At 46.5% G+C, this 14,633-nt stretch carries 16 protein-coding genes; 10 read left to right on the top strand and 6 right to left on the bottom strand.

Annotated features, from left to right (window positions below):
* Position 1: 1 nt before the first annotated feature.
* Complete coding sequence (pnuC, locus tag GO755_RS34015; protein WP_157589904.1) at positions 2 to 670, bottom strand: nicotinamide riboside transporter PnuC; 669 nt, start codon at positions 668 to 670, stop codon at positions 2 to 4.
* Between the two features lie 74 nt (positions 671 to 744).
* On the opposite strand from pnuC, the gene GO755_RS34010 reads away from it, so the two are divergent.
* The 4 genes from GO755_RS34010 to GO755_RS33995 all read left to right on the top strand — a co-directional run bounded on the left by GO755_RS34010 (position 745) and on the right by GO755_RS33995 (position 4,583).
* Complete coding sequence (locus tag GO755_RS34010; RefSeq protein WP_157589903.1) at positions 745 to 1,938, top strand: Gfo/Idh/MocA family protein; 1,194 nt, start codon at positions 745 to 747, stop codon at positions 1,936 to 1,938.
* Positions 1,939 to 2,170: 232 nt separating this feature from the next.
* Complete coding sequence (locus GO755_RS34005; RefSeq protein ID WP_157589902.1) at positions 2,171 to 2,953, top strand: SDR family NAD(P)-dependent oxidoreductase; 783 nt, start codon at positions 2,171 to 2,173, stop codon at positions 2,951 to 2,953.
* Between the two features lie 12 nt (positions 2,954 to 2,965).
* Positions 2,966 to 3,472: a GNAT family N-acetyltransferase gene (locus tag GO755_RS34000; protein WP_157589901.1), complete on the top strand. Its 507-nt coding sequence runs from the start codon at positions 2,966 to 2,968 to the stop codon at positions 3,470 to 3,472.
* 82 nt (positions 3,473 to 3,554) lie between these two features.
* A complete protein-coding gene (locus GO755_RS33995) occupies positions 3,555 to 4,583 on the top strand; it encodes a methionine synthase (RefSeq protein ID WP_317166014.1) in 1,029 nt (342 codons plus the stop codon).
* Between the two features lie 59 nt (positions 4,584 to 4,642).
* Here GO755_RS33995 and GO755_RS33990 read toward each other — a convergent pair whose 3' ends face one another.
* Both GO755_RS33990 and GO755_RS33985 read right to left on the bottom strand, forming a co-directional pair.
* On the bottom strand, positions 4,643 to 5,200 hold the full coding sequence (locus tag GO755_RS33990; RefSeq protein ID WP_157589900.1) for an acyl-CoA thioesterase: 558 nt from the start codon (positions 5,198 to 5,200) through the stop codon (positions 4,643 to 4,645).
* A gap of 154 nt (positions 5,201 to 5,354) precedes the next feature.
* Positions 5,355 to 5,681, bottom strand: coding sequence for a HesB/IscA family protein (locus GO755_RS33985; RefSeq protein ID WP_142770511.1), 327 nt, complete (start codon positions 5,679 to 5,681; stop codon positions 5,355 to 5,357).
* An 80-nt stretch (positions 5,682 to 5,761) separates the two neighbouring features.
* On the opposite strand from GO755_RS33985, the gene mce reads away from it, so the two are divergent.
* The 4 genes from mce to GO755_RS33965 are packed head-to-tail and all read left to right on the top strand — an operon-like array spanning position 5,762 to position 9,570.
* Positions 5,762 to 6,169: a methylmalonyl-CoA epimerase gene (gene mce, locus GO755_RS33980; protein WP_157589899.1), complete on the top strand. Its 408-nt coding sequence runs from the start codon at positions 5,762 to 5,764 to the stop codon at positions 6,167 to 6,169.
* Between the two features lie 7 nt (positions 6,170 to 6,176).
* On the top strand, positions 6,177 to 7,820 hold the full coding sequence (locus tag GO755_RS33975) for a M1 family metallopeptidase (protein ID WP_157589898.1): 1,644 nt from the start codon (positions 6,177 to 6,179) through the stop codon (positions 7,818 to 7,820).
* Positions 7,821 to 7,858: 38 nt separating this feature from the next.
* Positions 7,859 to 8,953, top strand: coding sequence for an AAA family ATPase (locus tag GO755_RS33970; protein WP_157589897.1), 1,095 nt, complete (start codon positions 7,859 to 7,861; stop codon positions 8,951 to 8,953).
* Positions 8,950 to 9,570, top strand: coding sequence for a DUF4276 family protein (locus GO755_RS33965; protein WP_157589896.1), 621 nt, complete (start codon positions 8,950 to 8,952; stop codon positions 9,568 to 9,570). The genes GO755_RS33970 and GO755_RS33965 overlap by 4 nt, the downstream gene beginning before the upstream one ends.
* Before the next feature lie 266 nt (positions 9,571 to 9,836).
* On the opposite strand, the gene GO755_RS33960 is transcribed toward GO755_RS33965, so the two are convergent.
* Positions 9,837 to 10,244 (bottom strand): hypothetical protein, encoded by a 408-nt coding sequence (locus GO755_RS33960; protein ID WP_157589895.1) that lies wholly within the window; start codon positions 10,242 to 10,244, stop codon positions 9,837 to 9,839.
* Between the two features lie 262 nt (positions 10,245 to 10,506).
* On the opposite strand from GO755_RS33960, the gene GO755_RS33955 reads away from it, so the two are divergent.
* Positions 10,507 to 11,898 (top strand): cystathionine beta-synthase, encoded by a 1,392-nt coding sequence (locus tag GO755_RS33955; protein WP_157589894.1) that lies wholly within the window; start codon positions 10,507 to 10,509, stop codon positions 11,896 to 11,898.
* Positions 11,899 to 11,976: 78 nt separating this feature from the next.
* Here GO755_RS33955 and rsgA read toward each other — a convergent pair whose 3' ends face one another.
* Both rsgA and GO755_RS33945 read right to left on the bottom strand, forming a co-directional pair.
* The gene (gene rsgA, locus GO755_RS33950; RefSeq protein WP_157589893.1) at positions 11,977 to 12,903 is read right to left on the bottom strand and encodes a ribosome small subunit-dependent GTPase A; all 927 of its coding nucleotides are present in this window, start codon (positions 12,901 to 12,903) and stop codon (positions 11,977 to 11,979) included.
* Positions 12,904 to 12,991: 88 nt separating this feature from the next.
* Positions 12,992 to 14,251: a 3-deoxy-D-manno-octulosonic acid transferase gene (locus tag GO755_RS33945; RefSeq protein ID WP_157589892.1), complete on the bottom strand. Its 1,260-nt coding sequence runs from the start codon at positions 14,249 to 14,251 to the stop codon at positions 12,992 to 12,994.
* 60 nt (positions 14,252 to 14,311) lie between these two features.
* On the opposite strand from GO755_RS33945, the gene GO755_RS33940 reads away from it, so the two are divergent.
* On the top strand, positions 14,312 to 14,620 hold the full coding sequence (locus GO755_RS33940; protein WP_157589891.1) for a phosphoribosylpyrophosphate synthetase: 309 nt from the start codon (positions 14,312 to 14,314) through the stop codon (positions 14,618 to 14,620).
* The last annotated feature ends 13 nt before the right edge of the window (positions 14,621 to 14,633 follow it).

Here is a 14,633-nt window from a genome sequence, read left to right as displayed (position 1 = left end):
ATCATGCTGTTTGTCCCGAGTAACTTCGATACTCCTTCGTCCAATGCCAGGCTCCCTGAAAAGCGATCAGGCAGAAAATAGCGTACTCCACGCCCACTAGTTTTACCCCTTTTGTGAAGTACATATAGGTACTGATAATGTCAATGGCCAGCCAAACCCACCAGCATTCCAGCTTTTTATGAATCATCATGAACGTACCAATGATACTCATGACAGTCGTAAAGGAATCTAAATAGGGGAAGGCGCTGGGCTTACTGAATAATACCGGAAACCAGACGTGCAGATTCTGCGCAAACGTGCCCATAATCCCGGTAGCTACTACGCCACCAAGCAAAACCAAAACTAACGGACGCCCTACCAGTCGGGTAACACGAAGTTCGTTTCGTTGATCAGCTTCATCGACGGTCGGGTGTGTCCATCGCCACCAACCCTGTAGATTTGTGACAAAGAAAAACACCTGTAAAAACATGTCTGGGTACAGCTGAATCTGATAAAACAGAAAGAAAAACAGCAGTACACTGGCAGCACCGATGGGCCAGCTCCAGACATGCGCCCGAGCAGCCAACCAGGTAGCCGCCGATCCACTTACCACACCGAAAAACTCCAGATAACTCATGGGGTAATCCCATAGCGTAAAGAAAATGGTATGGATGTCAAAAAAATTAGGCATGAATGGCGTTATCAGTCGAGATTGTAGCTATTTAGTGTTACGAAAGTACGGATTAACCTTTTACCTGAACCTTTATGCAACGTATTGCCATGCTTGGTGGCGGCTTCATAGGCCGTTTCTACGCCGAATCCATTCACGGTCAGCGCAGCCGCGACAAAGTGGTAGCCATTTATGCCCGTCGCCAGGAAACCGCCGATAAATTTAAAGCCGACTATGGCTGTGATTTTGCTTCGACCGATATGGAAGAAGTCATTGCCCACCCCGATGTGGATATGGTTTGTATTGCCCTGCCCAATAACATTCACGAAACGGCTGTCAACCTGTGCGCGAAACACAAGAAGTCGGTGGTTTGTACGAAGCCATTGGGTCGCACAGGCGAAGAAGCCCTGCGTATGATGAAAACTGTTGAGGAAGCTGGGATTTTTGCTGGTTATCTAGAAGACCTGTGCTACACACCCAAGTTTCTGAAATCACTAGATAGCGTTAAAAACGGCGCATTAGGCCGAATTCTCTGGGCAAAATCCCGCGAGACACACCCTGGCCCTCACTCCGACTGGTTTTGGGATAAAGAACAAGCCGGTGGTGGTTGTATGCTCGACTTAGGCTGCCACTGCGTTGAAATAGCCCGAAATTTCATTGGCAAAGATGTAAAACCGGTTGAAGTCATGTGCTGGGCCGCTACCCAGGTAAAACCCATTGATGCCGAAGATCACGCCATTGCCTTAGTAAAATACGAAAACGGAGCCATTGGGCAGTTTGAAGTAAGCTGGACATTCCGGGGCGGTATGGACCTCCGCGACGAAGTGATGGGAACAGAAGGAACCATCTGGATCAACAATTTTCTGCGTACTGGCTTCGAGATGTTTACTACCGGCAAAGGTGCCGACTACGTAGCAGAAAAGGCCGAATCGAATACGGGCTGGCTATTTCCCGTTGGCGATGAAGTAAATGATCTGGGTTACAATCACATGTTTACCGACATGTTCAAATCGCAGGAAGAAGGTCGCGAACCCGCCGAAACATTCTACGATGGGTATGTTGTCAATGCGGTGTTGGATGCGGCTTATAAATCGGCAGAAACGAAGCAATGGGAAAAAGTAAACCTACCCGTTTGGCGCGGACAAGAAGGCCTCAAGCCCGAATCTACCTTAGTCGAATACGACGAAGATCATTATCTCATCAAACAGGAAATGACCCACGATGGCCGGAATAAGGTGATTCTGAAAGAGAAAGCCAGCGGAAAGATAATTGAGCGAGATTTATTGTAAACTGTCAATAGCAGGCCGAGAGCGTTGAACTCTCTGCTTGCTATCAGGTAAATCGATCAGGAAATGACTACTGAACGCTTCAGTTACTGTCTTCTCTACTAATAACTAACATACCTACCATCAACTCGATAGAAAGCGAAAATCAGCTACATAAACAAAACAACGGTTGGCAGTAGCCGGTCTATTTTGTTTCTTGCGAGACTAAATACCTATTCGCTTATCCAATAGTACCATGTGGTTAGAAAATAAAAAGATTGTTGTCATTGGCGGTACAACAGGTATGGGCTTGTCGGCTGCACTGGCGTTTGTACGGGAAGGAGCACAAGTGGTTGTGGTTGGACGTAATCCGGAAAGTTGTGCAGAAGCAGAAAAGCAATTGGATGGCAATGGATTAGCGATGTCGGGGGATGCCTCCGATCCACAAACGGCACCTAAAGCCATTGCGCTTTGTCAACAGATTTTTGGTGGGTTCGATGGATTGTATCATGTGGCAGGCGGTAGCGGACGGCGTTTCGGAGATGGACCACTTCATGATATTACCCTCGAAGGGTGGAATTACACGGTTAACCTCAACATGACTTCGTTAATGTTGTCCAATCAGGCGGCTGTCCGGGCTTTTCGGGCGCAGGGCAGTGGTGGTGCTATTCTCAACATGGGTTCTGTACTAGGGTCTCGGCCCTCGCCTGCCTACTTTGCGACTCATGCCTATGCCGCGATGAAATCGGGCGTAATTGGTTTCACAAAGTCGGTGGCAGCTTACTATGCGAAGGATGACATTCGGGTAAATGTATTGGCACCTGCTCTGGTCGAAACACCAATGGCCCAGCGTGCGACCAATGACGAGACGATCTTAGCCTTTACCAAAACCAAGCAGCCGCTCGATGGAGGGCGCATTGGTCACCCCGACGATCTGGACGGAGCCGCTGTTTATTTCATGTCTGACTATTCTGCCTTCACCACCGGCCAAGTGCTCACCATTGATGGAGGCTGGAGTGTGAGTGAAGGGCAATTATGATTCCTATCAACCATGATCGAAACGCCCCGTTTGACGCTACTTCCGCTGAACCTCGATCAACTTCGGCTACACATTGCAGATAAACACCGGCTGGAAGCTACATTGGGGTTAAAAAAAGGATATAGGGAAGCGATAGAGCCAGTTCTGAGCATCATTACTCATTTTACGATACCTCGTTTGCAGAACTCTACACTCGATCCGCTTTACCACACCTTATGGCTGGCTATTGATCGGGAGAAGCAACAATTTGTGGCCGAAGCTAAATTTAAAGGAGAGCCCGACGAAACCGGGACCATCGAAATTGGCTACGGCACCTATCCAGCCGTGCAGAGAAAGGGATACATGACCGAAATGGTTGGTGGATTGGTAGACTGGTCCGGTCAGCAACCAGGGGTCGTGCGAGTAGTAGCCGATACAAACACAGACAATGTGGCATCCCAGAAAGTACTGGAAAAAAATGGTTTTCGGTTGTTTGACCGCATAGAAGATATACTGTGGTGGGAATATAACTTCGACTAGTTAAAACCTCATGAAGAAGTGCTTTTGCCAGTAAGAAAGTGCCTAAAGTTAACTGATCTCATCACTCAATTTAGTCAATACTGTGCAGCCAGTCCCCATTAAAACCACTGTTGTCGGCTCGATGCCCTTTCCGGGCTGGCTCGAATTTTCCAGTCAGCATCTCGGTCAGTTTGGCCCAGCCGACATCAATGAAATGATTGAAGATGCCGTTGTCGCATCTGTTCACGACCAGGTATCTGCCGGACTAGATGTCATTACTGATGGCGAGCAAACCCGCTTCGATTTCAATCTATCGTTTTACGGTTATATCAACGGCATCCAGAACAATGAGACAGAATTACGTCGGTTTGGTCCACCAGCTCATGATCAGCGTGGCAAGCATAATATCATAGAACCTCTAACCGCTCCTAACGGGTTAGGTGTTGTTGAAGAATATTTACGGCTAAAGCGGCTGGCTCCCGAAGGACAGGGCATAAAAGTATCGATTCCAGGCCCATACACGCTCAGTGGACGACTATTGCCGGGTACTCTATACAAAGACCGTTGGGAAGTAACGGAAGCCTTGTTACCATTAGTGAACAAGGAAATTGCTACATTGGTTGAATTGGGTGTACCCGAAATATGTGTCGATGAGCCATCCATGTCGTGCTACGCGTATCGGGAAGATACCAAGCGCTTCGTCGATATTTTTAACCGGACAGTAGCGCCAGGCGTCGGTAAAACCCGATTGTCGATGCACTTATGCTTTGGCAACTACAAAGGTCGATCAGTTGGAAAGAAGACCATCGCTCCTATGCTTCCTGACTTTCTGGATATGACTGTCGATGAGCTTCATTCCGAAATGACCATCTTGAATTTCTCAGAAGTGAATCTCCTGGAACGTTTTGCGGAGAAGTTCGACGTAGCAGTGGGTGTCATCGATGTAAAAAGCTACTACATCGAAACGCCCGAAGACGTAGCCGAACGTATCCGCAAATGTCTGCCTTATGTTCCGGCCGAAAAGCTAGCCGTTGCTCCTGATTGCGGCCTAAGCCAAACCGCCCGCTGGGCAGCCAAACAAAAGCTGGCGAACATGGTGGCTGGGGCTAAGATTGTGCGTGGGGAACTGTAGTACCGACCGTCCCGGTCGGCCGTGTCAACCAGATACACACCCGACCGGGACGGTCGGTACTACAACTCCAATCCGTCTGCCAATTCACAACGCTCGTTGACTAACTTATCAACACTCTCGTCGATCAGCATTTGGGTCTTGGCATTATGAAAATATTCTGCATTTAAGACCCGAAGTTCTTTGCGTTTCATAGCTTCCAGAAAACGGCGAATATCATCAGACGTTTCAAGCAGAAGCGGTGGCACTTCGGTAGGTTTCTCATGATCGTCTTTCGCTACCATGGTGAAATAGCTGGTATTTGTGTGCTTCACGCTCCCAGTTTTCACATTTTCGGCCACAACTTTAATACCCACCACCAGCGACGTTCGACCCACATAGTTGACCGAAGCCATCAGCGAAACCAGCTCCCCTACCTCAACCGGTTGCCGGAAATTAACGCCATCCACCGAAACCGTCACACAATACTGACCGGCGTGTTTAGCCGCACAAGCGTACGCAACTTTGTCCATCAATGACAGGAGTATGCCCCCGTGTACACGGCCCCCAAAATTAGCATAAGCCGGAATCATCAATTCGGTAAGAGTCGTGCGTGAATGGCTAACGGGTTTGGCTGTCATAACCGGGATTTAGCAGATTTGAGGATTTTCTGGATTTTGCTTCCAGCAATCGACAAATATCTATTAATCCGTGAAGTTTAAAAACAAAGAAGCCGCTTCTTACGAGCGGCTTCAACAAAATCGTGCTAATCCGATAATCAGCTAAATCCCGGTCTCAGACGGCGAAACTCTCACCGCAACCGCAAGTTCGGCTGGCGTTGGGGTTTTTGAACTGGAAACCTTTGCCGTTCAATCCGTCCGAAAAATCGAGTTCGGTACCGGCCAGATAGAGAAGGCTTTTGCGATCTATCAGAATCTTAACGCCTTTATCTTCAACAACGTGGTCGGTTGGTTGCTGCGTAGCGTCGAATTGAAGATCGTACATCAGGCCCGAGCAACCTCCACCTTGTACGCCTACGCGAATGGCGTAATTTTCGGCCAGGCCATCCTTCTGACGTAGTTCAACAATTTTATTTTTGGCAATTTCTGAAACCGTAACCATAGTCGTAATCGAGTCAATGTTGACGCATATCAATGCTTTCTCTATAACTTTCGGCCAAACGGAAAAGTTCTTTAGAACACATGCTTACTAACGTCGAACATATCGGTATAGCCGTTCGCGACATTGCCGCGTCGAATGACTTATTTACAAAGTTATTGAACGTGGCCCCCTACAAAGCCGAAGTTGTTGCAGCCGAAGGTGTAATGACTTCCTTTTTTCGAGTGAATCAAACCAAAATCGAACTACTCGAAGCCACCAGTCCTGACAGTCCGATTGCCAAATTTCTGGAGAAAAAAGGGGAAGGAATTCACCATATAGCCTTTGAAGTAGATGATATTGAGGGCGAGATAGAGCGGCTAAAAAATGAAGGATTTACGGTATTGAATGAAGTCCCGAAACGCGGGGCTGATAATAAATTAGTGTGTTTCCTGCATCCTAAGGGTACAAATGGTGTATTAATCGAACTTTGCCAGGAAATTAAGGAGTAAAATCAGCATGAAGAGAAAAGGACTATTAATTGCCTTATTTGTTTCAGTCACATCGGCTGTTCAATGCCAGCAACCGGGCAATTTAGCTCGGTATACCCAGCCAGGCGTCGATGTTCAGAATTATGCATTCTCGCTCACGCTGAGCGATTCAACTAATCAGATTAAAGGGGAAACTACCATCCGATTCACCCGCACCGATGACCGGCAAACCGTCTGGTTCGACCTGATCGGTAGTAAGGCAGATTCTGCACAAGGTATGAAAGTGCGTTCTGTAAGTTTGGCTGATGGCAAAGCAACTCCTTTTAGTCAACGCAACGACCGGGTATTTATCAATCTTCCTGCTGCTCCTAATCAGCCGACAGAAGTGGTTATTCGTTATGACGGTACGCCATCGAAAGGATTGATTATCAGTCAAAATAAGTTTGGTGAGCGCACGTTTTTTGGCGATAACTGGCCAAACAATGCCCGTAATTATCTCCCCGTTGTCGATCACCCCTCCGACAAGGCAACTTGCTCCTTTTCAGTCAATGCACCCGCGACGTATCGAGTCATTGCAAATGGTAAACTTCTGAACGAAAGTCCACTGCCTAATGGTCGGAAACTAACACGCTGGCAGGAAAGTACACCCATTCCTACGAAAGTAATGGTGATTGGTGCCGCTCGATTTGCGGTTGAGGAAGTCGGCTCAGTAAGTGGAGTGCCGGTGCAAAGCTGGTTGTATCCCAACGACAGCCAGAAAGGGTTTATCGACTATCGTCCGGCGAAGGAGATTCTGCAATACTTCATCGATAAGATTGGTCCGTATTCGTACGAGAAACTGGCCAATGTTGAGTCGACCACGATTTTTGGGGGAATGGAAAACGCCAGTTGCATTTTCTACAACGAGAAAGTGATTGTAGGGCACAAGGATTCGGATGTGGAGGCTTTACTAGCGCATGAAATTGCCCACCAGTGGTTCGGCAATTCGGCTACAGAATCCGACTGGTCGCAGCTTTGGCTGAGCGAAGGTTTTGCTACTTATTTCTCAGCTCTCTACCTCGAACATGCTTATGGTAAAGACACGCTCAACGCTGTACTGAATCAGAACAAAGGGCAGATTTTCCGTTTCTCGGCCCTAAAACCCAAAGGCACTATTGTTGACTCGACCACGACGAACCTGATGGATTTGTTAAACCCAAATTCCTACCAAAAAGGCGGCTGGGTGCTACATATGCTCCGCAACGAAATCGGCGACGACGCATTTTGGAAGGGCATTCGGGCTTATTACTCCACCTATCGCAACCGCAACGCCCAATCCAGCGATTTACAAGCCGTGATGGAAACCGCATCAGGTAAGAAACTGGGTCAGTTTTTCCAGCAATGGCTCTACCAGGCCGGTTATCCCGAACTAGTCTGGGGATCAAATTATGACGCTACAAAAAAAGCGTTGGTTATTGATGTCCGACAAACACAGCGAACGGGAGCACTTTTTGTAGTTCCGCTTACATTCAGCATCCGAGGAAGTAACGGGAAAGAAATCACCCGCACTGCCCGCCTGACGATGACTGAGCAAACGCAAACGTTCACTGTACCGCTCGCAATCAAGCCTGGTTCTGTTGCTATTGACCCCGACAATACCGTGTTGATGCGTGCTACCGAAATGGGCAAGTAGAGGAATTACTTAACTTGTCCACAAATAACTTTACAGACATGCTCAAGCGCGTTTCCATCCAGAACTTCAAGAGTCTAAAAGACGTCACGCTCGATCTTCAAAAAGTCAATTTGTTAATCGGCCCGAACAACTCGGGTAAGACGAATTTTTTGAAGGCGCTGGAGTATATGGATAAGGATAATACAAATCAACAGGAGCAAGATTACAAGCGTCTAATTTTTAGGTTAAGTGAAGGTGAATCAATAAGCATTGATTTATACTATGATCACATTAAAGATTATGATGTTGAAATAATATTCTCATGTCAAATTTCAAGTTCTGAGAATATTGAAAGGTCAAGAGATATAATTCAACACAACCAAAGATCAAAAGGGACAACGCTTCATTATAATCCAGAAGAGCTAAAAGCAAAGATTAGACCAGTAATAATTTACAAACCTGACACTAACAAACTTGATAAGCCTTCTCCAGTAGGACGTGGAGATGCGTCTGTAATCGCCGATGCGTCTAATTTAATTGCTTTTTTTGACCGAATTCGAGACGAATACCCGGCAACTTTTGCTCAAATAAAAATTGATTTAGCGAAATGTGTTCCAGAATTTACGGAAATCAATTTTCAGAATGTCGAATCAACACCTGAATTAGTTAAGCAATTTGGCGACAAAACCTTTAAGCGTATTGGCTTAACAAACGAGAGGCAGAAGACTATTTATTGGGCCGACGAACTTTCCGAAGGTACTCTTTATTTCATCGCTCTTCTCTGCATCATAAACCAACCAAATCCGCCAAAACTCCTGCTTCTCGAAGAACCGGAAAAGGGAATTCATCCACGTCGTATTCGGGAGGTAATGGACTTTATTTTTCGTCTGGCGGACGAAAAGGACATTCAAATCATTCTGACAACACACAATGAAAATGTGCTGAACGAATTTACATCTATGCCTGAAGCTGTATTTGTATTTTCGAAAGATGAGGAGGGCGCAACGCACGTAAAAAATTTACAGCGTGATATTATTGAACCCTCAAATCAGCGCAGCCGTGAGACGGGCACGAAAGAGATTGACTTTACCAGTAATTTAGGTGAAAGCTGGATGTATGGTTTGCTAGGCGGTGTTCCCGAAGAATCGTTATGAAGCCACCGCTTGTGTACGCTCTGATTGCAGAAGGCTTTGCGGAGTATTCGTTCATTCCGGTTTATGTAAAGCGGCTTGCAACTCAGAAAGGATTACAAATCAAACGTAGTAGTTTAGATTTACTGAAGAAGCAACCCAGTAAATCGAAGGTATTACAGGAAGCGGAAGAACTCTGTTTGAAGGCATTACGTGATGAAGAACAGGCTTTCTGCATTGTCGGTATTGACCTGGATGGCCCTGATCAGACAGACGAACAGAAAGAACACACATTAGAATGCACAAAACTGCATAAGGCTTTAGGTAGTGCCTACAAGCGCTATCAGGAACAAATAATAGTCTACGTTCCAATTCAGGCTATCGAACATTGGCTAGCGTATCAGGCCTACCAACTGAAAATAAATAATAAGCCTAACAACGACAGCTTAGAAAAACTGCATCAAAAAGATCTAAAACGGCTTTTATACGGAGATAAAGATGATGGACGAAAAATGCGATCAATCGCCCAAGCCATTGCTGAAAAAGCAGACTTCAATGAACTCGCCAAGCAATCCCGCAGCTTCGCCCATTTCCACAAACAGATAATTGCCTTTCTGGACCAATACAGCAAGCAAAAATGAACCAAATGCAGGTTCAAAACTAACTATCCTATCATTTTGGTTATCCATGCCGTAGGTATGGCATGTTTATAGAAAACAGCCTTCTATGTGTGATAAAGCATGCCGTAGGTATGCAACCAATCGCAAACGTTGCATACCTACGGCATGCTTGCTAATGCACGATAATATTCTTCTCTATAAACTTTCTATCCCTACTGGATCAGGCAAAACGCCAAAAATCAGCCACGGCCTCACGGCCGTGGCTGATTCATAAAATCACGGCTCGATTAGTTGAGTGTGATGGAGCGAGCGGCTGCCTGAGCAGGTTGCGTGGCTAGCTTAACCGGATAAACCGTTACGTCGCTGCCAGCAGCAACCTCAACAGAGTAGGAACCGTCATTCAGTTCAGACAGGTCGAACTGGAAACAAAAATTACCCTGCTTCTTGCCCACCAGCTGTTTTCCTAGTAACGTACCATCTGCCGATTTCAGCGAAACGGCCATTTTTTGACCTGGTGTTCGCTCTACGAAGACATTCAGTCGGGAAGGTTTTGATGAAGGGAAAACGGCCACTTTGTACGAGCCTGTCGTGACGGGCTCAGCCGCCGATTTGGCTGGGGTAGTGGCTAAAGGTGATGCAAATGTGGCCGTGCTCAGAAGCAGGGCAGTCAGTAAAGATTGAACAAACGTTTTCATAATTTTTTAGTAGTTGTTGTTTCGCCGTGGCGGTTAATAAAAGGAACGCAACAAAGGTATATCGCTTTAAATTGCTCATAAACAGGCGTATGCATGAGCAAGCGAAAACACCTGATGAACAGCTATAAACAGACGTTGAACTGTGAAGAAACAGGAGTTAGTTAACGGGTAAATTCATCAAACGAACTTCCACCTTCTGGCGTTAACGATATAAACCACAGCGCTGAACCCTATAATTTGGCGAAATCGCCTGCTTATCAACATGAACTATTATAATTCCATTATCGACACCATTGGCAATACGCCCCTGGTAAAGCTGAATAAAGTCACAAAAGGTATTCGAGGGACGGTTCTGGCGAAAGTTGAGTATTTCAATCCCGGCAATTCGGTAAAAGATCGCATCGCCATACGGATGATCGAGGATGCTGAACAACGGGGAGTGCTAAAACCCGGCGGCACCATCATTGAGGGAACCAGCGGCAATACAGGCATGGGCCTGGCGCTCGCTGCCATTGGGAAAGGCTACAAATGCATTTTTACGATGGCCGACAAGCAATCGCAGGAGAAAATTGATATTCTGCGGGCCGTTGGCGCCGAAGTAGTCGTTTGCCCCACGAACGTGGCACCCGACGATCCCCGCTCGTATTACTCGGTGGCAAAAAAACTTAACCGAGATATTCCTAACTCGCTATATCCTAACCAGTATGACAACCCAGCCAATACAGCTGCTCACTATGAAACGACTGGCCCCGAAATCTGGCGCGATACCGATGGCAAAGTCACGCACTTCGCGGCTGGCGTAGGCACAGGCGGCACAATTTGTGGTACGTCGAAATTCCTGAAAGAACAGAACTCAGATGTGGTGTCGATTGGGATGGATACGTACGGCTCTGTATTCAAAAAATACAAGGAAACAGGTATTTTCGATGAAGGAGAAATCTATCCGTACCTGACCGAAGGGATTGGGGAAGATATTTTACCGCAAAACGTCGATTTCAGTGTGATCGATCACTTTGTGAAAGTTACCGACAAAGATGCCGCCATTATGACTCGGCGATTAGCTCGCGAAGAGGGTCTGTTTATCGGTTGGTCGTGTGGCACAGCAGTTCATGGTGCGTTGGAGTGGGCGAAGGAAAACCTCACCGATAACGACGTGCTGGTCATTCTTCTACCCGACCACGGTACGCGTTACCTCGCCAAGATTTACAATGATACCTGGATGAAAGACCACGGTTTTCTGGAAGATCGTGCATTCAAAACCGCCCGCGATATTATTCATCATAAAAATGGCAGCACGACGCATCGGCAGGCTCAGCTAACAACAATTGGTACGGGGGTGTCGGTGAGTCAGGCCATTCAGGTATTGAATCGTCACAGCATTTCACAGATTCCGGTGACAGATGAGAATGGGCATATTGTCGGCAGCCTGACCGATTCAACCGTTTTAAACCGACTTATCGAAGATCCGGCGGTAAAAGACCACCCGGTCAGCGAGGTTATGGATAAACCATTCAAATTTGTAGGATTAGATAACACCGTCGACGCCCTCTCATCACTAATCGACCGCGATAACAAAGCGCTTCTTGTCCGCGACGAAAAAGAGCAGGTACACATCATTACGCAGGCTGATTTACTGGCCGCAATGACAAACTGATTAGATGTATGATATAGGATATATAATGTATGACAAGCAGGAGCCATACATCATATATCCTATATCATACATACATTCCTACCGCCGGTTATCCACCCCTTCAATCATACTCAGGTAGCTCATGTAGCGACTTTCGGCGATTTCACCCTCGGCGACAGCTTCTTTGATAGCGCAGCCGGGTTCGTTGAAGTGTAGGCAATTATGAAAACGGCACTGGTTCAGGCGGTCACGCATTTCGGGGAAGTAATGGCTGACCTCTTCTTTCGACGTATCCATCAAACCCAGCTCTTTAATTCCAGGCGTATCGATGATGTACGTGTCGGGGGCTAGTTCGAACATTTCGGCAAAGGTCGTTGTGTGAACGCCTTTGTTCGCGAAGGTCGAAACTTCATTGGTACGTAGGTTCAGATCGGGCGCAATAGCGTTTACAAGTGACGACTTGCCTACTCCCGAATGCCCTGATAACAACGTGACCTTATGGTCGAGTAACTGCCGAAATGCATCAACTCCTTCGCCCTCAGTTGCCGATGTAGAAAGACACTTGTAGCCGATGCTTTGGTACAAGTCCATGATTTCCTGCTGGTATTCCATCCCTTCGTCGTTCAGGATATCAGCTTTATTGAAAACAATAGTAGTTGGAATTCTGAAAGACTCCGCCGACACCAGAAAACGGTCAATGAAACCCAGTGATGTACGGGGCATGGCCAACGTTGCCAGCAACACAGCCTGGTCTAGGTTAGCTGCCAGAATATGCCCATGCGCTGTTTTATGAACAGATTGCCGGATGATGTAATTCTCCCGAGGGACAATGTCCGTGATAATTGCGGTGTTTTCGGCTTCGTCTTCAACCTCAAACAAAACCCAGTCGCCTACAGCAATTGGGTTCGTAACTTTCAAATCTTTTAATTTAAATTTTCCTTTCAGCCGACCCTGAAAAATATGTCCGTCTGTGTTACGAATTTCGTACCAGGAGCCGGTGGAACGTATGACTAAGCCTTTTTGCAATGCTTAAAGAGTGAAAGAGTGAAAGAGTGAAAGAGTGAAAGAGTGAAAGCCATTCGGAACAAATTGGCTTGTGCCAGATTTTGCTCTTTCACTCTTTCACTCTTTCGCTCTTTAATGTATTTACTACGTCCATAACCTTCGCCGTTGCGCCAATGTTCCTTAGCACATAATTGCGGCTCACTTGAGCTGCCTTCGACGGGTCAGCATACTGTTTTTCGAAAGCAGTTGACAACTCTGTCGTAGTACTGACAGGAAAGGCTGCACCTTCATTTACCAAATCAACAGCCTCCTGATACTTATCATACTCAGGCCCCCAAAATAGCGGTACTCCAAAGGTGGCGGCTTCCAGGCTATTATGCAGTCCTTGTTTGAACGCGCCACCGATATAGGCAAACTCTCCATATTGATACAGCGATGACAACATTCCCACATTGTCAATGAAAAGTGATTGAGCGCTTGAGTGATCGAGCGCTTGAGAAGCTGTTAGCTGAGAATAACGCACCGATGGCTGTGTGAGTTGGCTACGCCAGCGTTCGATTTCATCGTCGTGAATTTCGTGAGGAGCGATAATGGCTTTTAGAGGTTTATCGAAGGTATTCAGGAATGGAATTAATACATTCATGTCTTCTGGCCACGCACTACCCACAACGAGCAACGGTTTACTAGCTTTAAAGGCATGAACAATGGGAATTTCTTTCCTGGCAGCTGCCACCTCTGCCACCCGGTCAAAGCGGGTATCACCAGCCAGTGTAACCTGAGTGATGCCGATATTTCTTAACAGCTCAACCGATTCCTGATTTTGAACCAGAATATGATCGAAGTACCTTAATAGATTTCTATAAAAGGTACCGTAGGACTTAAAAAAGAGCTGACTGGGCCGAAAAATAGCCGAGAATGAAATGATTGGCACCTTAGCCTGCTTTAACTCGCGGAGGTAGTTGTACCAGAATTCGTACTTGATAAAAAATGCAATGTCAGGTTTTACCAGATCAACAAATTGACGCGCATTGGCGGGAGTGTCGGCAGGCAGATAAAGGATAAAATCGGCTCCGTCATAATTCTTACGAACTTCATAGCCTGAAGGGGAAAAAAATGTCAGCAGAATTTTATGATCCGGGTAGTGTATACGAAAAGCTTCTATCACTGGCCTGCCTTGCTCAAATTCACCTAATGAAGCGGCATGAAACCACGCAATAGGGCTTTTATTGTCGGCGAGTTGCTGGGCAAGTCTGTCAGCCCACTCACGTCGCCCATCGACCCACTTTCGGGCTTTTGGATTAAATGGAGCCGTTAGACGCACTAATTGCTGAAAAACAAAAATACCTGTATTATAGAATCCCGAAAACAAGCTATTATGCGGTTGGTTATACTAACAAAGCTACACACTCCCAATCAAACCACCTGATTTATGAAAACCTACGACACGCTCACCGAAGCTCTCGACGGTCTCCGCCAAGCGGGTTTTACCCAGGATTATAACCTGAAACACGATCATCTGCATTGCCAGCCCGATAATATTGAGCTACGTCCCTCCGACTTCGATATCGTTGATGTATACCGATTTGAAGGCATGACCGATCCTGGCGATGAGACGGTTTTGTATGCGATTGAAGCGAAGAATGGGAACAAAGGCACATTAGTGGATGCATATGGTGCTTACTCCGAATCTATTTCGCCCGAAATGGCCGAGAAGCTTCGTTATACTCCTGAGAATTAACGAACTTTTTAGC

Source organism: Spirosoma arboris, assembly GCF_009754945.1.
GTDB lineage: Bacteria > Bacteroidota > Bacteroidia > Cytophagales > Spirosomataceae > Spirosoma > Spirosoma arboris.
The sequence above is the reverse complement of the archived record's forward strand: the minus strand, read 5'-3'. Positions and strand labels throughout refer to the sequence as shown.

Bases quoted from the DNA above. Each gene is read 5' to 3' on its own strand.
- GO755_RS34000 (WP_157589901.1), top strand. From the start codon at position 2,966: ATGATCGAAACGCCCCGTTTGACGCTACTTCCGCTGAACCTCGATCAA.
- GO755_RS33985 (WP_142770511.1), bottom strand. From the start codon at position 5,681: ATGGTTACGGTTTCAGAAATTGCCAAAAATAAAATTGTTGAACTACGT.
- GO755_RS33975 (WP_157589898.1), top strand. From the start codon at position 6,177: ATGAAGAGAAAAGGACTATTAATTGCCTTATTTGTTTCAGTCACATCG.
- GO755_RS33990 (WP_157589900.1), bottom strand. From the start codon at position 5,200: ATGACAGCCAAACCCGTTAGCCATTCACGCACGACTCTTACCGAATTG.
- GO755_RS33940 (WP_157589891.1), top strand. From the start codon at position 14,312: ATGAAAACCTACGACACGCTCACCGAAGCTCTCGACGGTCTCCGCCAA.
- GO755_RS33960 (WP_157589895.1), bottom strand. From the start codon at position 10,244: ATGAAAACGTTTGTTCAATCTTTACTGACTGCCCTGCTTCTGAGCACG.
- GO755_RS33955 (WP_157589894.1), top strand. From the start codon at position 10,507: ATGAACTATTATAATTCCATTATCGACACCATTGGCAATACGCCCCTG.
- GO755_RS33970 (WP_157589897.1), top strand. From the start codon at position 7,859: ATGCTCAAGCGCGTTTCCATCCAGAACTTCAAGAGTCTAAAAGACGTC.
- GO755_RS33965 (WP_157589896.1), top strand. From the start codon at position 8,950: ATGAAGCCACCGCTTGTGTACGCTCTGATTGCAGAAGGCTTTGCGGAG.
- pnuC (WP_157589904.1), bottom strand. From the start codon at position 670: ATGCCTAATTTTTTTGACATCCATACCATTTTCTTTACGCTATGGGAT.
- mce (WP_157589899.1), top strand. From the start codon at position 5,762: ATGCTTACTAACGTCGAACATATCGGTATAGCCGTTCGCGACATTGCC.
- GO755_RS34005 (WP_157589902.1), top strand. From the start codon at position 2,171: ATGTGGTTAGAAAATAAAAAGATTGTTGTCATTGGCGGTACAACAGGT.
- GO755_RS34010 (WP_157589903.1), top strand. From the start codon at position 745: ATGCAACGTATTGCCATGCTTGGTGGCGGCTTCATAGGCCGTTTCTAC.